Raw genomic sequence first — 17,982 nt, forward strand, 5'->3', positions numbered from 1 at the left:
CACATTCGCCTGCGTCGAGGAAAAGAGCAGACTAAGACCGGCAGTCCCCGCCAGAAAGGGAGTGATTTGCATGGCCAAGGATCTGGTCGCCACGGTGCCCGCTCTTTCCGGGAAGCTGGCAATCATCACCGGCGCCAACAGCGGTCTAGGCTTCGGGCTGGCCCGGCGGCTGTCGGCGGCTGGCGCCGACGTAATCATGGCGATCCGCAATCGCGCCAAGGGCGAGGCGGCGGTCGAGGAAATCCGGACCGCGGTTCCGGATGCGAAGCTGACCATCAAGGCCCTCGACCTGTCATCGTTGGCGTCCGTCGCCGCGTTGGGGGAACAGCTCATGGCTGACGGGCGGCCGATCGACCTGCTGATCAACAACGCCGGCGTCATGACCCCACCGGAACGCGTTACCACTGCCGACGGCTTCGAATTGCAGTTCGGCAGCAACCATCTCGGACACTTCGCGCTAACCGCACACCTGCTGCCGCTGTTGCGCGCGGCACAGCGCGCGAGGGTCGTCTCGTTGAGCAGCTTGGCGGCCCGCCGCGGCCGCATCCACTTCGACGACCTACAGTTCGAGAGGTCGTACGCCCCGATGACGGCCTATGGCCAGTCGAAGCTGGCGGTCTTGATGTTCGCCCGCGAGCTGGACCGCCGCAGCCGCGCGGCCGGCTGGGGCATCATCTCCAATGCCGCGCATCCTGGCTTGACCAAGACCAACCTGCAGATCGCGGGACCGTCCCATGGCCGCGACAAGCCGGCGCTGATGGAACGCTTGTACAAGACGTCCTGGCGTTTCGCACCGTTCCTCTGGCAGGAGATCGAAGAGGGGATCTTGCCCGCGCTGTATGCAGCCGCCACCCCGCAAGCCGACGGTGGCGCGTTCTATGGCCCCCGCGGCCGCTACGAGGTCGCCGGCGGTGGTGTGCGAGAGGCCAAGGTTCCCGCAGCCGCCCGCAACGACGCCGATAGCAAGCGACTTTGGGAGGTCTCCGAGCAGCTCACCGGTGTCAGCTACCCGAAATCGCGCTGAACTGCCCGATCCCGGGAACCTGAGGTATTCCGGGGGGGAGCTGCGGAATCTCCGGAATCGGTGGGATCGGCGGGATCGGTGGAGGGCTGGGGGACGTGGTCGCCGGCGGCTGCGTGGTCGCCGGCGGCTGCGTGGTCGCCGGCGGCGCGGAAGCGGGGGTCGTCGGTGCCGGAGTGATGACATCGGTGGTCACCGCCGGTTGCGTATTCGTCGTTGTCGGCGGAGGCGGCAACGGCTGCTGCAGCGGCGGCGCGGGCCCACCGGTGGCTGGCGCCTGTACGGGAGGTGCGGGCTCGGTAGTGGGGCCATCGGATGCCGGCGCTGGGGACGGGGGCGGTGCGGCGGTCGTGGTCACACCCGGCCTCTGCGGGGTCCCCGGCGCCGTCGGCTGGTCGCCGGTGGACAACCCGATCGCCACGGCGGCACCCACCAGCAACACCGCCACCGTCGTGCCGGTGATGATCACGGCCGGCAGGCGATACCACGGGATTGGCGGGGACTTGGGCTCGGGCTCCGCATGGGCATCGTGGTCGAAGCTCAGCGACGGGCGGGCCGCTGTGTAGCCAGGGGCCGGCCCGATGTGGGAGTCCTCGTCGGCCTCCGACCAGGCCAAAGCGGGCTGCAGGACCGACGCCGGCGCATCGGCCGGCGCCGTCGCCGTCGCCGAGGTGACCGCGGTCAGCACCGTTGCGCTGGTGTCGCCGGGTCTGCGTGCCGCCCACAACGCGCCGCCGAAAGCGGCCGTCAATTGCGGACGAGGCGTCCTGACCACCGGCACGCAGAAACGTCCGGACAGCGTCGTGGTGACTGCCGGGATATTTGCACCACCACCCACCGAAACGATCGCTACCAGCTCGGCCGTGCGAATTCCGCTGCGGGCCAGGGTTTGTTCCAAGGCCCTGCCCACGCTGTCCAGCGAGTCACGGATTGTGTCCTCGAGCTCGTTGCGGGTCAACCGGATATCCCCGCCCAACGCGTCGGTCAGCGTGGTCACCGTGCTTGACGAAAGCCGTTCCTTGGCTTTGCGACATTCGATCCGCAGCTTAGTCAGTGAGCCGATCGCCGAGGTGCCGGCTGGATCGAACGCGCCCGTGCCCGGTAGTTCGGACATGACGTAGCTCAACAGCGACTGATCGATCAGATCGCCGGAGAAAGCCTGATGGCGCACCGTCGCGGCCACCGGCCGATACTCGTCTGCGGCGTCGACGAGCGTGATGCCGGTCCCGCTGCCACCGAAGTCGCATACCGCGACGATCCCACGGGCCGGTATGCCCGGGTCGGCCCGTATCGCGTACAGCGCTGCCGCGGCGTCAGGGAGCAGTGACAGTGGCTGGGCCGTACTCGAAGTCCCGTGCGACCATTCCGAGGCCCGACGCAGCGCGCTATCCAACGCTGCTACCGCAGCCGGCCCCCAGTGGGCGGGATAGGTCACCGTGACACTTCCGGGAAGAGCACGACCGCCGGTAGCGGTGTAGGCCAGCGCCAGCAGTGCGTCAGCCACTAGCGCCTCGCTGCGGTACACCGAGCCGTCGGCAGCCACGATGCCGACCGAATCTCCCACCCGGTCTACGAAGTCGGTGATCACCAGGCCTGGCTCGTCCAGCCTCGGGTTCTCCGATGGCACACCGACCTCGGGCGGGCGCTGTCGATACAGCGTCAGCACGGGTTTACGTGTGATGGAGTGATCGGCAGCCACAGCCGCTAGGTTGGTGACACCGATCGACAAGCCTAATGCCGGTCTCGCCCCTGTTGCCATATGGCCCAATCCCCGTGTCCGGCGGCTCGTCGCAACCGCCTACCTCGAATTTTCCGTCATACCTATAGCCAATGTGGGCGCCGGTGATCTGGATAGCGACATTGCCGCAACGCCCGGTTGGTCAGCAAATGGTGCCCATGCTGGCGACCAACGGGACCTCCGGCGCGGTAAGGCAGCCGGGCTCCAGTAATCCCAGCGGCTAGGCCAAGGCCTCGATGTCGTCGGTGGCGACGATGCCTACCGGCTTGGAGCCGTGTTGAGAAATGAGTTCGGCCGTCGGCAGCAACCTCCCCACTCAGCAATCCCAGCTTCACCCTAAACCTGGCGTTCGTACGCCACCTAGCATCTGGTGGGTGCGAACGGTGATGTCGCGTTGAGCCGCATCGGCGCCACCCGTCCGGCATTGAGCGCGTGGCGATTCGTCACAGTGTTCGGGGTGGTCGGCCTGCTCGCCGACGTCGTGTATGAAGGGGCCCGTTCGATCACCGGCCCGCTGCTGGCTTCGTTGGGAGCGACCGGACTGGTGGTCGGAGTCGTCACCGGCGTCGGTGAGGCCGCCGCCTTGGGCTTGCGGCTGGTGTCGGGGCCATTGGCCGATCGAAGCCGACGGTTTTGGGCCTGGACCATCGCCGGCTACACCCTGACGGTGGTAACGGTTCCGCTGCTCGGCATCGCGGGCGCCCTGTGGGTGGCGTGCGCGTTGGTCATCGCCGAGCGAGTCGGGAAAGCTGTGCGCGGCCCCGCCAAAGACACCCTGCTGTCGCACGCGGCCAGTGTGACCGGCCGAGGCCGCGGTTTCGCCGTGCACGAGGCGCTGGACCAGGTCGGTGCGATGATCGGCCCTCTCACCGTTGCCGGGATGCTCGCGATCACCGGGAATGCCTATGCGCCCGCGCTCGGCGTGCTGACCCTGCCCGGCGGTGCCGCCCTTGCTCTGTTGCTGTGGCTGCAGCGTCGGGTGCCCCGCCCGGAGTCCTACGAGGACTGTCCGGTTGTCCTCGGTAATCCTTCGGCGCCGCGACCCTGGGCGCTGCCGGCGCAGTTCTGGCTGTACTGCGGGTTCACCGCGATCACCATGCTGGGGTTTGGCACGTTCGGGTTGCTGTCGTTTCACATGGTCAGCCACGGCGTGCTGGCCGCCGCCATGGTCCCGGTGGTCTATGCGGCCGCAATGGCCGCAGATGCGCTGACGGCCTTGGCCTCAGGCTTCAGCTATGACAGATATGGCGCGAAAACCCTTGCCGTTCTGCCGATTCTGTCGATTCTGGTGGTGCTATTCGCCTTCACGGACAACGTCACAATGGTGGTCATTGGCACGTTGGTGTGGGGCGCAGCGGTCGGAATACAAGAGTCCACGCTGCGCGGCGTGGTGGCCGACCTGGTCGCCAGCCCACGGCGGGCCAGCGCCTACGGCGTGTTCGCCGCAGGGCTGGGCGCTGCGACCGCCGGGGGCGGCGCCCTCATCGGCTGGCTGTACGACATCTCCATCGGCACGCTCGTTGTGGTGGTGATCGCACTTGAACTGATGGCCCTGGTGATGATGTTCGCGATCCGACTACCCCGCGTAGCACCGAGCTAAAGAAGCGATCAGGCGGCCCAACGGAACAGCAGGTTGGTATGCGACAACATGCTTGACCGGCACGCCAACAAGCACGACTGCCACCGATCCAGGTAAGTGGCGGCCAAGGACGGTCAACCGGTCTAGGCTCGCCAGTATTACCCCTTCAAGGGCGAAGGGGGCAGGAGGATCTCGATGGGCCTCAACACGGCGATCGCGACTCGGGTGAATGGCACGCCGCCGCCGGAGGTGCCGATCGCCGATATTGAACTGGGTTCCCTGGATTTCTGGGCACTCGATGACGACGTTCGCGATGGCGCCTTCGCCACCTTGCGCCGCGAGGCGCCGATCTCGTTCTGGCCCACGATCGAGCTGCCCGGGTTTGTCGCGGGCAATGGGCATTGGGCGCTCACCAAGTACGACGATGTCTTCTACGCCAGCCGTCATCCGGACATTTTCAGTTCGTACCCCAACATCACGATCAACGACCAGACACCAGAGTTAGCCGAATACTTCGGCTCGATGATCGTGCTCGACGATCCGCGCCATCAGCGGCTGCGCTCGATTGTCAGCCGAGCCTTCACCCCGAAGGTGGTAGCCCGCATCGAAGCAGCCGTGCGTGACCGGGCCCATCGGTTGGTCTCATCGATGATCGCCAATAATCCCGACCGGCAGGCCGATCTGGTCAGCGAACTCGCAGGTCCACTGCCGCTGCAGATTATCTGTGACATGATGGGGATTCCCAAGGCGGACCATCAGCGCATTTTTCACTGGACCAACGTCATTCTCGGCTTCGGCGATCCCGATCTGGCCACCGATTTCGACGAGTTCATGCAGGTTTCGGCGGACATCGGCGCCTACGCCACCGCGCTGGCCGAAGACCGCCGGGTCAACCACCACGACGATCTGACCAGCAGCCTGGTCGAAGCCGAGGTCGACGGCGAGCGGCTGTCGTCGAGGGAGATCGCGTCGTTCTTCATCCTGCTGGTGGTGGCCGGCAACGAGACGACGCGCAACGCGATCACTCACGGCGTGCTGGCACTGTCCCGCTATCCCGAGCAACGGGACAGGTGGTGGTCTGACTTCGACGGCCTGGCGCCCACCGCGGTCGAGGAGATCGTGCGGTGGGCCTCCCCGGTGGTCTACATGCGCCGCACCCTGACCCAAGACATTGAGTTGCGCGGCACCAAGATGGCCGCCGGTGACAAGGTCTCCCTGTGGTATTGCTCGGCCAACCGGGACGAGTCAAAGTTCGCCGATCCCTGGACATTCGACCTAGCACGCAACCCCAATCCGCATCTCGGTTTCGGTGGCGGTGGCGCCCATTTCTGCCTGGGCGCCAACCTAGCGCGTCGGGAGATCAGGGTCGCGTTCGACGAACTACGCAGGCAGATGCCCGACGTCGTCGCGACCGAGGAGCCCGCACGGCTGTTGTCGCAGTTCATTCACGGAATCAAGACGCTGCCAGTTACGTGGTCCTGAAAGGCCGAACGTGGCTCGGCGGGTATATGGTGCGCCATTCCCGGTGGCTGTGGGATTTGCACTACACAGGAAGCGTTGTCGCCCACCCACTGGCGGACCGGTAGGCACCGATCGGTGCCGGCCTGTTTTGGGTAGCGGATCAAGCGCACAAACGACTCGCGGTGGCCGAACAGGATGATGTTGGCGAGACGCCCCGTCTGGCATGACCGCTGCCGACGCGTTCGAGTGCGGTCGAGAGCCAAAGGCGGCTTGATCAGCCGCCAACCGCAGGCCGAAGACGTGCCGGCTCAGGTGTGTGACGATCGTAGCCGTAGCGGTCGATGATCTCGCCCCAGTGCTCATCGACAATCGCACGCTGCTCGACGGTCAGTTGATAGCTGTTGGTTTTGTAGTCCGCATGGTCAGCTAGGTATTGCCGCAGACGCGGCAGGTAACACTCGAAGTCGCCCAGTCCCAGGTGCTGGTATAGCCGGCGCAGCTGTCCCTCGGGATCACCGATCAAATCCTCATAACGCAATTCGTAAAAGCGTGTGGGGTCAACGAGTTCTCGGCCTTCGTCCAACTTTCGGTATAGGTCGACGTAGGTCGACACGACCTTGTCGTCCAACCCGTCGAACGTCGGTTGTTGCAAGCCATGTATGCGGTACAGCGCCTTATGAAGATGGATGGTTGATGGATAGACCACATAGGGATCTCGGACGATGTGGATGAACTTCGCTTGCGGGAATACCTCCAGCAGCACCTTGATTCGAAAACTATGCGTTGGATTCTTGAGGATCACCGTCTTGCGACGGCGGAAGTACACCTGCTGAACGAACCGGAACAGGGTCCGTTTCCAGATTTCTAGTTCTCGCGGTGCCACCTGCTCTAGATCCAGGTACTCCTCATACTGGGGCGGCCGGTTCGGGAATGCGATGGTCAGATACGGCGACGGCAGGCCCTGCATACACCACACGAACTCGTCTTCCTGCGGGTGATGCAAGCTCAAATCCATGTTGTCCATTGCCCGATGCTTCGATACCAGGAATTCCACATATGGCGCAAACCACTCGGTCAGTAGAAAATGGTGTGGCGCAAGGCATTCGTAGCCGGTGGGACCGGTGTGGCGATCATCGACGACCAACAGTTCATGCAGCAAGGTGGTGCCGGTACGCCAATGCCCAACAATGAAGATTGGCGGATCGGCGATCACCGTTTCGGCCACTCGCCTACCGAAAACGATCTTCTGCCACAACCCCAGACAGGAATTGACCATGCTGAGAAACGTATAGAGGACCGCGAAGTGCCAGCGGCTGTGATGCACGGCGAAGCGGTTACGGATCAAAAGCCGCATCCAGGCCGAGAAGTTGCAGCCGACCCACAGCGGTGCGGCCCACTCGCGCCACCGGGAAAGTCGAGACGACGAACGGAGAGCCTTCATGGTGCGACGCGGGGGGTAACGGCGACCCGTAACCGGGTCAAGCCGCGAAGGTTGGCGTTTGTCGTCCACGTCGGCGGCTCGACCACCTCTATTCGGTCGATATTGGCGACGATCTCGCGCAAGATCGCCTGACCCTCCATGCGCGCCAGCTGGGTCCCCGGACACAGGTGGATGCCGGAGCCGAACGCGAGATGCCCGACCGGGTTGCGGTCGGCGCGAAAGACATCCGGGTCTTCGTACTGGCGCGGGTCACGGTTGGCTGCACCCCATGCCAGCAGCACCAGTGAGCCTGCCGGGATGACCGCTTGACCGACCGAATAGTCGACGCGCGTTGTGCGGCAGATGTTTTGGATTGGCGATATAAAGCGGAGGTGCTCCTCGATCGCCGACGGGATCAGGTCTGGTTGCTGCGCAAGGAGTGTCAGCTGATCTGGATAGTCGGCCAGCGTCAGAAACAATGTGCTAATCATATGAGCAGTGCTCTCATAGCCCGCAACCAGCAGCAACACCGCGAAGAAGAACAATTCGTCATCGCTGAGTCGACCTTGCTCGGCATGGGTGGCAAGCTTCCCGAGAACAGTGCATTCCCTAAGCAGCCCGTTGTCACGCCGATGAGTGAAGAGTGCACGCAATCGCCGGAATCCGGCAAAGCCCTGCACAAGCGAAATCAACCCGGAGGCTGACAAGGCAACGTCGGTGATCCGTACCGCCTGGTTGGACAAACGGCAGAAGGCGGCCTCGTCCGGTCCATCTACGCCGAGCACACTGGTGATAGCGCGCATCGGCATCGGTGCGGCCACGGTGGAGACGACGTCCGCGGGCGTCTGGGTCAGTAACCCTCCGACCAGTTCTCGGGCAAGCTGGTCGACCATCGGGCGCCACGTCTCCAACGCGCCACGCGCCATACCTGGTGCCAGTTGCTTGCGCATCCGGGTGTGCGCCGGCGGATCGGACGTCGGCAGAAACGGCAGCCACCCCCGTGAGAAGGTGACCCCACGGGCGCTGGACAACGTGTCGTGGTTACGCGCAGCCTCGCGGACGTCGGCGTATCGGCTCAAAATGTAGACGTCGCGCTTGGGGTTGTACTGCACCCGCTCGCCGGCCAACAGCTCTCGATAATGCGGGTAAGGATCAGCGGCAATCGCGGGATCGAACGGGTCAAAGTCGGTGAGCTGCATAAATTTCCGGCAATGCCGGCCGGCCAACCTGGACCGAGCCTTCCCGGCGACCCTCAGCGCAAGTGCTTTCGCGACCGCGGGCCCGTAGGTTCGCACAGTTTGCGCGTCGCGCCACATGCTGGTGGCTACCGGGATGCCACCAGATGACGCGCGTCGGCGCGTGGGAACGCCCAGAGCCGTGGTCGCGTCCTGCGCGGTCAGACCAACGTCGGGCGTGCCCGCTAACGGGCACCCGGCCAGCTGCACTCGGTCCGGCGCGGGCTCGGGAGGGGACTGTGTCGCGGTCATGACCCTCCGAACTCAGAGAGGCGTAGAACAGTCACAGGGTAACGGCGGGCATCGCAATAATTGCGCAGTTTCGCAAAGCGTTTCGCAACGCAATAAGATGGTTACCCGGAGTTCGGACAGGCGAATCTGCCCAGCGCAAGGCTGGTGATAGCGCCGACCAACGGCGCCGTGATCGGCAACCGTTTCCGACCGGCCGATACCGGCCCGGCCACCATAGCGGAGGTCAACCCCACCTGTTGGCGGAACGCCCAAAACTGGGCCGACTGTGTCGGCATGCGTCGCACTTGATTGGTCGCCGACCCGGCAATTCGCTAGCCGCGCTAAGGGTCGCGCATCGTTGGCCACAACAGGCGCGACTTGCGCGAATGTGCTTTCTCGCCGGCATCGCGATGCCTAACTTTATGTTTTCGAGGAGACTGCGATGCGGCTTCCAGGCCGTCATGTGTTATACGCCCTGTCGGCGGTCACCATGCTGGCGGCCTGCTCCATCAACGGTGCTCGTGGCGGCATTGCGTCGACGAAAATGAATCCGACAAACCCACCCGCAACGGCGGAGACCGCTACCGTCTCACCGACACCGGCTCCGCAGAGCGCGCGAACCGAGACCTGGATTAACCTTCAAGTCGGCGACTGCCTGGCCGACCTGCCGCCGGCGCATCTGAGCCGGATAACCGTCACGATTGTCGATTGCGCGACAGCGCATTCGGCCGAGGTATACCTGCGTGCTCCGGTGGCCGTCGATGCCGCCGTCGTTTCCGTGGCCAATCGTGATTGTGCTGCCGGATTTGCGCCCTACACAGGCCAATCCGTCGACACCAGCCCATACTCGGTGGCGTATCTCATCGACTCGCATCAGGATAGAACCGGGGCCGATCCCACCCCGAGCACCGTCATCTGTTTGCTGCAGCCCGCCAACGGTCAGTTGCTCACCGGGTCGGCCCGTCGCTGACCGGACGACCCGTTGTTCGGGTGCGTGGCACACGACACCAACCGGTATCGTCTGTTGCCGTGACTTCTCCGATTGCTCCGAATACCAAAAGCGACGGTTCTCGCTGATGACTACCCCACCCGACAAGGCGCGGCGCCGGTTTCTTCGCGACGCCTACAAGAACGCTGAGCGCGTCGCACGAACCGCTTTGCTCACAATCGACCAGGACCAGCTTGAGCAGCTGCTCGACTACGTCGACGAGAGACTCGGCGAACAGCCTTGTGACCACACCGCCCGGCATGCGCAACGATGGGCCCAATCACACCGCATCGAATGGGAGACGCTGGCCGAGGGCCTACAAGAGTTTGGTGGCTACTGCGATTGTGAGATCGTAATGAATGTCGAACCTGAGGCGATCTTCGGCTAGTCCTCTGCCGGCGATGTTCTCATAACGACATGGCAAGCCACGCGCTTGACTAAACTCAGCCGACGTCAAACCGCCTGTCCCCGATATGCCCTGCAAGGTTGCCTCGTGGCTGATGACTCAAACGACACCGCGACCGATGTCGAACCCGACTACCGGTTCACCCTTGCCAACGAGCGGACCTTCCTGGCCTGGCAGCGCACCGCTCTAGGCCTGCTGGCCGCGGCGGTCGCCCTGGTGCAGCTCGTCCCGGAACTGACGATCCCCGGCGCACGCCAGGTGCTCGGTGTGGTGCTCGCGATTTTGGCAATCCTCACCAGCGGAATGGGTCTGCTGCGCTGGCAGCAGGCGGATCGCGCCATGCGCCGGCACCTGCCATTGCCCCGTCACCCCACACCGGGCTACCTCGCGGTGGGGCTCTGCGTGGTCGGGGTCGTCGCGCTCGCATTGGTGGTAGCCAAGGCGATCACCGGGTGAACCGTCACTCGACGGCAGCGAGCGATCGCGGGCTGCAGGCCGAACGGACGACGCTGGCCTGGACCCGGACGGCCTTTGCGTTGCTGGTCAACGGCGTGTTGCTGACGCTCAAGGACACGCAAGGCGCCGACGGGCCGGCTGGGCTGATCCCGGCCGGCCTAGCTGGTGCTGCGGCCTCGTGCTGCTATGTGATCGCTCTACAACGCCAACGAGCACTTTCGCACCGCCCGCTACCGGCACGAATCACTCCCCGCGGCCAGGTCCACATCCTCGCGACAGCGGTGCTGGTGCTTATGGTCGTCACCGCCTTTGCTCAACTGCTCTAGCGCGGCGAACAGACGCAAAAGCCCCCGCACGCACGGAGTGTCGGGGGCTTTTGCGTCTACTCGCCAAATGCGATCGTGGCCGATGGCGGCGCGGACCTTCCTGTAAATTGCCGGAATTCACGATTTTGTGCGGCTAGACCAACGCCGGGAGCCAGCGTGCCTGCGAGGATAGGAGCGCCTCGGCCGATCCGCCGGCGCAGCCGTTCGGTCACAACGGATCTGACCTGCTCAGCCTGCAAGTCAACCACAAGACCGGTCCAGGCTGATACGCAAAATATGTGAGTGTACCCGCCGCCACAGCGGCAGCAGCTGGATCCCCCTTTTGGTGGACACGAGATCCACCCAATAGGCTGGGCCGATCGGGCGATAGACATTGTCAGTTCGTGCCGGCACCCTGATCACTGACCTCAACACCGAGCGTCGACCCCGTCCCTATGGTCCAAGGAAAACAATGTCATACGTGGCTGCCGAACCAGGCGTGCTGATCTCGCCGACGGACGACTTGCAGAGCCCCCGGTCAGCCCCGGCAGCGCATGACGAAAATGCGGACGGCATAACAGGCGGGACCACAGACGACTCTGCTCCCAACTCACGGTTTCAGCTAGGCAGGCGCATTCCGGAAGCCACCGCCCAGGAAGGGTTTCTGGTTCGGCCATTCACCCAACAATGTCAGATCATCCACACCGAAGGAGATCATGCTGTTATCGGGGTATCCCCGGGGAACAGTTACTTCTCCCGCCAGCGCCTACGGGATCTCGGGCTTTGGGGTCTCACGAATTTTGATCGTGTGGACTTCGTCTACACCGATGTCCATGTCGCCGAGAGTTACGAAGCGCTAGGCGATTCCGCAATCGAAGCCCGGCGCAAGGCGGTCAAAAACATCCGCGGCGTCCGCGCCAAGATCACCACCACGGTGAACGAACTCGATCCGGCCGGGGCCCGGCTGTGCGTTCGTCCGATGTCGGAGTTCCAGTCCAACGAGGCATACCGGGAGCTGCATGCGGACCTGCTCACGCGCCTGAAAGACGACGAGGACTTGCGCGCCGTCTGCCAGGACCTAGTGCGGCGCTTCCTGTCCACGAAAGTGGGTCCGCGGCAGGGGGCGACGGCTACTCAAGAGCAGGTGTGCATGGACTACATTTGCGCCGAGGCCCCGCTATTCCTCGACACACCTGCGATTCTCGGAGTGCCGTCGTCGTTGAATTGCTACCACCAATCACTGCCCCTCGCCGAAATGCTCTACGCCCGAGGATCGGGACTACGGGCATCGCGCAATCAAGGCCACGCCATTGTTACCCCTGATGGGAGCCCCGCCGAATGACCGCGACCGTTCTGCTCGAGGTCCCGTTCTCTGCACGTGGGGATCGGATTCCTGACGCCGTCGCAGAATTACGAACCCGCGAGCCTATCCGCAAGGTACGGACCATTACCGGCGCCGAAGCCTGGCTCGTCTCCTCGTATGCACTGTGCACACAGGTGCTCGAGGATCGGCGTTTTTCCATGAAGGAAACCGCCGCTGCCGGCGCCCCCCGCCTGAACGCGCTGACTGTTCCACCCGAAGTGGTCAACAACATGGGAAACATCGCCGACGCGGGACTGCGCAAGGCGGTGATGAAAGCGATCACACCCAAGGCACCCGGGTTGGAGCAATTCCTACGAGACACCGCGAACTCGCTGCTGGACAACCTGATTACCGAGGGCGCACCAGCCGATCTGCGCAATGACTTCGCCGACCCGCTGGCCACTGCCCTGCACTGCAAGGTTCTGGGCATCCCGCAAGAAGACGGCCCGAAGCTGTTCCGTAGCTTGAGTATCGCTTTCATGAGTTCGGCCGACCCGATCCCCGCCGCGAAGATCAACTGGGATCGCGACATCGAATACATGGCCGGAATTCTGGAAAACCCAAACATCACGACCGGCCTCATGGGTGAGCTCGGCCGCCTCCGGAAAGATCCCGCCTACTCGCACGTCTCCGACGAACTATTCGCGACCATCGGCGTCACTTTCTTCGGTGCCGGCGTCATCTCAACCGGCAGCTTCCTCACCACCGCGCTGATATCGCTGATACAACGCCCGCAACTTCGGAACTTGTTGCACGAGAAGCCGGAACTGATCCCGGCCGGTGTAGAGGAACTGCTGCGGATCAATCTCTCCTTCGCCGACGGGTTACCGCGCCTGGCCACCGCCGACATCCAGGTCGGCGACGTGCTGGTCCGCAAGGGGGAGCTGGTGCTGGTGCTGCTCGAGGGCGCCAACTTCGATCCCGAGCACTTCCCTAACCCGGGCAGCATCGAACTCGACCGGCCCAACCCCACCTCGCACCTCGCGTTCGGCCGCGGCCAACACTTCTGTCCTGGATCAGCTCTCGGTCGCCGCCACGCACAGATCGGCATCGAAGCGCTGTTGAAAAAGATGCCCGACGTCGACCTGGCTGTGCCCATCGACCAATTGGTCTGGCGCACCCGATTCCAAAGACGCATCCCCGAACGCCTTCCGGTGCTCTGGTAGGTTTCCGGAAACTCACCCGAGCCATCACCGCAAGATTTTGGCAAGCGTTGGGACAGAACAATTTCGACCTTGCACCGGCCGAAGGCGCTGCCTTCTACCGAATAAAAGTACGGGCCTCCCCCAAACTCCGAAATCGTCAGTACCGCACGCAATTCAAATGAACCGCACCCTGACAGCGAGCGACGTTAATGACGCCATTGTTGGGCCGCCAGCGGCGAGTCCACAAGTACCGCATCGAGTCCGATTTTGTGAGCCAGGCGGTAGTCGTCGACAGTTTTCACCGCGAAACCCATGACCTTCATGCCGGACTGCGATCTGAAACAGTCGACCGAGGCCTCGTCCCACAACTCGGCATTCACCGCGGAGATACCGGACCCCAACGTGAATTCTTCGGTGACGGTGACATCGCGATGCAACTCGAATCCGGCCCACTTCCCAGGATCCGGCTGCGGATCACAGTGATGGTTCAATGCCATGTTGAAAAGGCGCTGGCGGGTCACGTCACGACTTTCGGCGACCTGCAGTCCCTCCTGCCGCGAGGCTGCAGCCGTGATGTCAGCGTTGGTGGAATATACGATCGACCGCCCGGCAGCACCAGTCCTGGTCAACACCTGCGCGACCGCTGAGACCAGCGGCTGTGGCGGAGTCTGCTTGAGGTCTAGAAACAGAGTCATATCGGGCGGAGTCGCGCCAATGGCTTGCTCCAGTGTCGGTATCGGGGTCGCCCGTTGCCGGTAGGGATGGCCCTCGACGCCCGGCGTGGTGAAATTCCATCCCGCGTTGAGCTGCTGGAGTTGCTGAACCGTCTTCGAATTCACCGGGCCGGCGCCGTCGGTCAACGTTGCCAGATCGGACGGACGATACAGCACCGGCACGCCATCGCTGCTGACCTGGACGGTCAGCCACATGCCATCCACACCAGCTGCGACTGCGTTGGTAATCGCCAGAACGGTGTTCTCGGGAAAATCGCGCGTACCCGCGCGATGCGCGACAATCATCGGGTCGTCAGTCTGGCCCAGCGGCAAAGCATCCGCCACACCGCAAGTCCCTCCCAAGGCGATCACCAGCGCCACCGCGCCCAACATAGCCGTCTTCACCATCGGTCCCCTTCAGGCTTTCCCCACCGTAGAAACGTGCGCAATGCGCGGCGCACAGTATCGAACCGTACCGCTGAGAGCCAACCACGATGATTTGCCCGCACCGGCAGCGATAAAGTAAGTCGCGGTCGGGCACGCAGCGCAGCGTTGGAAAGTGAGGCCTCCGATGAGTGAAATGACAGCTCGGTTTTCCGAAATCGTCGGGAACGCCAATTTGCTGACCGGCGACGCAATCCCCGAGGACTACGCACACGACGAAGAGTTGACGGGGCCGCCGCAGAAGCCAGCCTATGCCGCCAAGCCGGCCACCCCCGAAGAGGTTGCCCAACTGCTGAAGGCCGCCTCTGAAAACGGTGTGCCGGTGACGGCCCGCGGGTCCGGGTGCGGCTTGTCGGGGGCCGCACGACCAGTCGAGGGTGGGCTGCTGATCTCGTTCGACCGGATGAACAAGGTCCTCGAGGTCGACACCGCCAACCAAGTCGCCGTCGTGCAGCCCGGGGTGGCGTTGACCGACCTGGACGCCGCTACCGCCGATACCGGGCTGCGGTACACGGTTTACCCGGGCGAGCTGTCCTCCAGCGTCGGCGGGAATGTCGGAACCAACGCCGGCGGGATGCGCGCGGTCAAGTACGGAGTGGCCCGCCATAACGTGCTCGGGTTGCAAGCGGTATTGCCCACCGGCGAGATCATCCGAACCGGCGGCAGGATGGCCAAGGTGTCCACCGGCTACGACCTCACCCAGCTGATCATCGGCTCGGAGGGCACCCTGGCCTTGGTCACCGAGGTGATCGTCAAGCTGCATCCGCGGCTCGACCACAACGCCAGCGTGCTCGCCCCGTTCGCCGACTTCGACCAAGTCATGGCGGCGGTGCCCAAGATCCTCGCCAGCGGCCTGGCACCTGACATCCTGGAGTACATTGACAACACTTCGATGGCCGCACTCATCTCCACTCAGAACCTGGAGCTAGGTATTCCGGACCAGATCCGCGACAGCTGCGAAGCTTATCTCCTTGTGGCGCTTGAGAACCGCCTCGCCGACCGACTGTTCGAGGACATTCAGACGGTGGGTGAAATGCTCATGGAATTGGGAGCGGTGGACGCCTACGTGCTCGAAGGAGGCTCGGCGCGCAAGCTGATCGAGGCCCGCGAGAAGGCATTCTGGGCGGCAAAAGCACTCGGCGCCGACGACATCATCGACACCGTCGTCCCACGCGCGTCGATGCCAAAATTCCTGAGCACCGCGCGCGGTCTGGCGGCGGCAGCGGACGGTGCCGCGGTCGGTTGCGGGCACGCCGGCGACGGCAACGTACACATGGCCATCGCGTGCAAGGATCCGGAGAAAAAGAAGAAGCTCATGACCGACATCTTTGCTCTCGCAATGGAATTGGGTGGCGCGATCTCTGGCGAACACGGCGTCGGCCGGGCCAAAACCGGCTATTTCCTCGAGCTGGAAGACCCGGTCAAGATCAGCCTCATGCGCCGTATCAAGCAGAGCTTCGATCCGGCGGGCATCCTCAACCCAGGCGTTGTCTTCGGAGACACCTGAGCACGGACAAGAGCCGGCCGGACCAAGGCCGGTCATCGGCCGGCCAACAGGCCTGCAAGTCTCGAGCGCAACATCTTCGTGGACAGCTCGGTCCGCCGGTCGTCAAAGCCGATTTCCCCGCATCTGTCCGGTCAGTCCGATGCAGCGTCGGTCACCGTTATTCATCCGGCGTTTACCCGTTGCTAGCCGCCATGACGTAGCCTGCTGACGCTCGATCGCCAACACAAGCCGACATGAGCGACAATGCCAAACACCACAGGGATGGGCATTTGGTGGCTAGCGGACTTCAGGATCGCGCAGCGCGCACACCGCAACACGAGGGCTTCCTCGGGCCGGACCGACCATGGCACCTGTCGTTCAGTCTGCTGCTGGCGGGTTCTTTCGTGCTGTTCTCGTGGTGGGCATTCGACTACGCAGGGTCCGGCGCGAACAAAGTCATCCTGGTGCTCGCCACCGTCGTCGGCATGTTCATGGCCTTCAACGTCGGCGGCAATGATGTCGCCAACTCGTTTGGCACCAGCGTCGGCGCGGGCACGTTGACCATGAAACAGGCGCTTCTGGTCGCGGCGATCTTCGAGGTCAGCGGCGCGGTGATCGCCGGCGGCGACGTCACCGAGACCATCCGCAGCGGCATCGTTGATCTGTCCGGGGTGTCCGTCGACCCACGCGACTTCATGAACATCATGCTGTCGGCGCTATCGGCAGCCGCGCTCTGGCTGCTGTTTGCTAACCGTATGGGGTACCCGGTGTCGACCACACACTCGATCATCGGCGGCATCGTCGGCGCGGCGATCGCGCTGGGGATGGTGAGCGGCCAGGGCGGTGCCGCACTCAGGATGGTCCAGTGGGATCAAATCGGCCAGATCGTGGTGTCCTGGGTGCTGTCGCCGGTGTTGGGCGGCTTGGTGTCGTACCTGCTCTACGGCGTCATCAAACGGCACATCCTGCTGTACAACGAACAGGCCGAACGACGGCTAACAGAAATTAAGAAAGAGCGCATCGCACACCGCGAGCGCCACAAGGCGGCGTTCGACCGGCTCACCGAGATCCAGCAGATCGCCTATACCGGCGCCCTGGCGCGCGACGCCGTCGCGGCAAACCGCAAGGACTTTGATCCCGACGAACTGGAATCCGATTACTACCGCGAGCTACACGAAATCGACGCCAAGACATCGTCGGTCGACGCGTTCCGGGCCCTGCAGAACTGGGTTCCGCTGGTCGCCGCCGCCGGATCCATGATCATTGTCGCGATGCTGCTGTTCAAGGGGTTCAAGCACATGCACTTGGGCCTCACCACGATGAATAACTACTTCATCATCGCGATGGTCGGTGCAGCGGTGTGGATGGCCACCTTTATTTTCGCCAAGACACTTCGGGGCGAATCACTTTCACGGTCAACGTTTTTGATGTTCAGCTGGATGCAGGTCTTTACGGCCTCGGGCTTCGCCTTCAGCCACGGCAGCAATGACATTGCCAACGCCATCGGGCCGTTCGCGGCAATCCTGGATGTGCTGCGCACGGGCGCCATTGAAGGCAACGCAGCGGTGCCTGCCGCGGCCATGGTCACGTTCGGCGTCGCGTTGTGCGCGGGGTTGTGGTTCATTGGACGACGGGTGATCGCCACCGTTGGACACAACCTCACCACGATGCACCCGGCATCGGGGTTTGCTGCCGAATTGTCGGCCGCCGGGGTGGTCATGGGAGCCACGGTCCTGGGTCTTCCGGTTTCCAGCACGCACATTCTTATCGGCGCCGTCCTCGGCGTCGGCATCGTAAACCGGTCCACCAACTGGGGACTGATGAAACCGATCGTGCTAGCGTGGGTCATCACGCTGCCTTCGGCGGCGATCCTCGCCTCGGTCGGTCTTGTCGCGCTACGCGCGATTTTCTGACGACGCCGGGTCCATCAACCCCAGCGCAACCTCCGCGAGCAGTCGTAAAAGCCCCCGACACGCCGTGCGTGCGGGGGC

At 63.6% G+C, this 17,982-nt stretch carries 18 protein-coding genes; 11 read left to right on the plus strand and 7 right to left on the minus strand.

The window, feature by feature from the left end:
* Positions 1-70: 70 nt before the first annotated feature.
* Positions 71-1,024: an SDR family oxidoreductase gene (locus tag MCAN_RS11990; protein WP_014001196.1), complete on the plus strand. Its 954-nt coding sequence runs from the start codon at positions 71-73 to the stop codon at positions 1,022-1,024.
* On the opposite strand, the gene MCAN_RS11995 is transcribed toward MCAN_RS11990, so the two are convergent.
* The gene (locus tag MCAN_RS11995; RefSeq protein ID WP_003899240.1) at positions 1,002-2,780 is read right to left on the minus strand and encodes an Hsp70 family protein; all 1,779 of its coding nucleotides are present in this window, start codon (positions 2,778-2,780) and stop codon (positions 1,002-1,004) included. The genes MCAN_RS11990 and MCAN_RS11995 overlap by 23 nt on opposite strands.
* Positions 2,781-3,129: 349 nt before the next feature.
* Here MCAN_RS11995 and MCAN_RS12000 point away from each other — a divergent pair, with 349 nt between their 5' ends.
* Together MCAN_RS12000 and cyp124 are read left to right on the plus strand one after the other, a co-directional pair.
* The gene (locus MCAN_RS12000) at positions 3,130-4,359 is read left to right on the plus strand and encodes an MFS transporter (protein ID WP_003899241.1); all 1,230 of its coding nucleotides are present in this window, start codon (positions 3,130-3,132) and stop codon (positions 4,357-4,359) included.
* Positions 4,360-4,533: 174 nt separating this feature from the next.
* Positions 4,534-5,820 (plus strand): methyl-branched lipid omega-hydroxylase Cyp124, encoded by a 1,287-nt coding sequence (gene cyp124, locus MCAN_RS12005; RefSeq protein ID WP_003411654.1) that lies wholly within the window; start codon positions 4,534-4,536, stop codon positions 5,818-5,820.
* Positions 5,821-6,073: 253 nt separating this feature from the next.
* Here the strand turns inward: cyp124 and MCAN_RS12010 are convergent, their stop codons facing one another.
* From MCAN_RS12010 to MCAN_RS12020, 3 genes are read right to left on the minus strand one after another with little or no spacing between them, the layout of a single operon-like run.
* The gene (locus MCAN_RS12010; RefSeq protein ID WP_003411661.1) at positions 6,074-7,240 is read right to left on the minus strand and encodes a sulfotransferase family protein; all 1,167 of its coding nucleotides are present in this window, start codon (positions 7,238-7,240) and stop codon (positions 6,074-6,076) included.
* Positions 7,237-8,706 (minus strand): cytochrome P450, encoded by a 1,470-nt coding sequence (locus MCAN_RS12015; protein ID WP_014001197.1) that lies wholly within the window; start codon positions 8,704-8,706, stop codon positions 7,237-7,239. Before MCAN_RS12015 ends, MCAN_RS12010 begins: the two co-directional genes overlap by 4 nt.
* A 12-nt stretch (positions 8,707-8,718) precedes the next feature.
* Complete coding sequence (locus tag MCAN_RS12020) at positions 8,719-9,051, minus strand: hypothetical protein (protein WP_014001198.1); 333 nt, start codon at positions 9,049-9,051, stop codon at positions 8,719-8,721.
* 76 nt (positions 9,052-9,127) lie between these two features.
* On the opposite strand from MCAN_RS12020, the gene MCAN_RS12025 reads away from it, so the two are divergent.
* The 4 genes from MCAN_RS12025 to MCAN_RS12040 all read left to right on the plus strand — a co-directional run bounded on the left by MCAN_RS12025 (position 9,128) and on the right by MCAN_RS12040 (position 10,861).
* Complete coding sequence (locus MCAN_RS12025) at positions 9,128-9,655, plus strand: hypothetical protein (RefSeq protein ID WP_014001199.1); 528 nt, start codon at positions 9,128-9,130, stop codon at positions 9,653-9,655.
* A 106-nt stretch (positions 9,656-9,761) separates the two neighbouring features.
* Positions 9,762-10,061 (plus strand): DUF2695 domain-containing protein, encoded by a 300-nt coding sequence (locus tag MCAN_RS12030; RefSeq protein WP_003899242.1) that lies wholly within the window; start codon positions 9,762-9,764, stop codon positions 10,059-10,061.
* 105 nt (positions 10,062-10,166) lie between these two features.
* A complete protein-coding gene (locus tag MCAN_RS12035) occupies positions 10,167-10,535 on the plus strand; it encodes a YidH family protein (protein WP_003411674.1) in 369 nt (122 codons plus the stop codon).
* Positions 10,532-10,861: a DUF202 domain-containing protein gene (locus MCAN_RS12040; protein ID WP_003411678.1), complete on the plus strand. Its 330-nt coding sequence runs from the start codon at positions 10,532-10,534 to the stop codon at positions 10,859-10,861. Before MCAN_RS12035 ends, MCAN_RS12040 begins: the two co-directional genes overlap by 4 nt.
* Before the next feature lie 56 nt (positions 10,862-10,917).
* Here MCAN_RS12040 and MCAN_RS12045 read toward each other — a convergent pair whose 3' ends face one another.
* Together MCAN_RS12045 and mazE8 are read right to left on the minus strand one after the other, a co-directional pair.
* Positions 10,918-11,235 carry a toxin MazF8 gene (locus MCAN_RS12045; protein ID WP_003903830.1) on the minus strand — a complete coding sequence of 106 codons (318 nt, stop codon included), beginning with the start codon at positions 11,233-11,235 and terminating at the stop codon, positions 10,918-10,920.
* A gap of 33 nt (positions 11,236-11,268) precedes the next feature.
* Positions 11,269-11,517 carry a type II toxin-antitoxin system antitoxin MazE8 gene (gene mazE8, locus MCAN_RS23620; protein ID WP_003903832.1) on the minus strand — a complete coding sequence of 83 codons (249 nt, stop codon included), beginning with the start codon at positions 11,515-11,517 and terminating at the stop codon, positions 11,269-11,271.
* Between the two features lie 20 nt (positions 11,518-11,537).
* Between mazE8 and MCAN_RS12050 the strand changes: the two genes are divergently transcribed.
* Positions 11,538-12,182: a cyclodityrosine synthase gene (locus MCAN_RS12050; protein ID WP_229303148.1), complete on the plus strand. Its 645-nt coding sequence runs from the start codon at positions 11,538-11,540 to the stop codon at positions 12,180-12,182.
* Positions 12,179-13,369 (plus strand): mycocyclosin synthase Cyp121, encoded by a 1,191-nt coding sequence (cyp121, locus tag MCAN_RS12055; RefSeq protein WP_014001201.1) that lies wholly within the window; start codon positions 12,179-12,181, stop codon positions 13,367-13,369. The genes MCAN_RS12050 and cyp121 overlap by 4 nt, the downstream gene beginning before the upstream one ends.
* Before the next feature lie 185 nt (positions 13,370-13,554).
* On the opposite strand, the gene MCAN_RS12060 is transcribed toward cyp121, so the two are convergent.
* Positions 13,555-14,454: a glycerophosphodiester phosphodiesterase family protein gene (locus MCAN_RS12060; RefSeq protein WP_003411688.1), complete on the minus strand. Its 900-nt coding sequence runs from the start codon at positions 14,452-14,454 to the stop codon at positions 13,555-13,557.
* 178 nt (positions 14,455-14,632) lie between these two features.
* On the opposite strand from MCAN_RS12060, the gene MCAN_RS12065 reads away from it, so the two are divergent.
* Together MCAN_RS12065 and MCAN_RS12070 are read left to right on the plus strand one after the other, a co-directional pair.
* Complete coding sequence (locus MCAN_RS12065) at positions 14,633-16,012, plus strand: FAD-binding oxidoreductase (RefSeq protein WP_014001202.1); 1,380 nt, start codon at positions 14,633-14,635, stop codon at positions 16,010-16,012.
* A 233-nt stretch (positions 16,013-16,245) separates the two neighbouring features.
* Entirely contained in the window at positions 16,246-17,904 is a 1,659-nt protein-coding gene (locus MCAN_RS12070; protein WP_003411694.1) for an inorganic phosphate transporter, read from the plus strand.
* The last annotated feature ends 78 nt before the right edge of the window (positions 17,905-17,982 follow it).

This window comes from Mycobacterium canetti CIPT 140010059, assembly GCF_000253375.1.
In the GTDB taxonomy this organism is placed as follows: Bacteria; Actinomycetota; Actinomycetes; order Mycobacteriales; family Mycobacteriaceae; genus Mycobacterium; species Mycobacterium tuberculosis.

Coding starts and splice junctions, on each gene's coding strand:
- MCAN_RS11990 (WP_014001196.1), top strand. CDS start 71: ATGGCCAAGGATCTGGTCGCCACGGTGCCCGCTCTTTCCGGGAAGCTG.
- MCAN_RS11995 (WP_003899240.1), bottom strand. CDS start 2,780: ATGGCAACAGGGGCGAGACCGGCATTAGGCTTGTCGATCGGTGTCACC.
- cyp124 (WP_003411654.1), top strand. CDS start 4,534: ATGGGCCTCAACACGGCGATCGCGACTCGGGTGAATGGCACGCCGCCG.
- MCAN_RS12010 (WP_003411661.1), bottom strand. CDS start 7,240: ATGAAGGCTCTCCGTTCGTCGTCTCGACTTTCCCGGTGGCGCGAGTGG.
- MCAN_RS12015 (WP_014001197.1), bottom strand. CDS start 8,706: ATGACCGCGACACAGTCCCCTCCCGAGCCCGCGCCGGACCGAGTGCAG.
- MCAN_RS12025 (WP_014001199.1), top strand. CDS start 9,128: ATGCGGCTTCCAGGCCGTCATGTGTTATACGCCCTGTCGGCGGTCACC.
- MCAN_RS12030 (WP_003899242.1), top strand. CDS start 9,762: ATGACTACCCCACCCGACAAGGCGCGGCGCCGGTTTCTTCGCGACGCC.
- MCAN_RS12045 (WP_003903830.1), bottom strand. CDS start 11,235: ATGTCTATCGCCCGATCGGCCCAGCCTATTGGGTGGATCTCGTGTCCA.
- mazE8 (WP_003903832.1), bottom strand. CDS start 11,517: ATGGCCGAACCAGAAACCCTTCCTGGGCGGTGGCTTCCGGAATGCGCC.
- cyp121 (WP_014001201.1), top strand. CDS start 12,179: ATGACCGCGACCGTTCTGCTCGAGGTCCCGTTCTCTGCACGTGGGGAT.
- MCAN_RS12060 (WP_003411688.1), bottom strand. CDS start 14,454: ATGTTGGGCGCGGTGGCGCTGGTGATCGCCTTGGGAGGGACTTGCGGT.
- MCAN_RS12065 (WP_014001202.1), top strand. CDS start 14,633: ATGAGTGAAATGACAGCTCGGTTTTCCGAAATCGTCGGGAACGCCAAT.
- MCAN_RS12070 (WP_003411694.1), top strand. CDS start 16,246: ATGAGCGACAATGCCAAACACCACAGGGATGGGCATTTGGTGGCTAGC.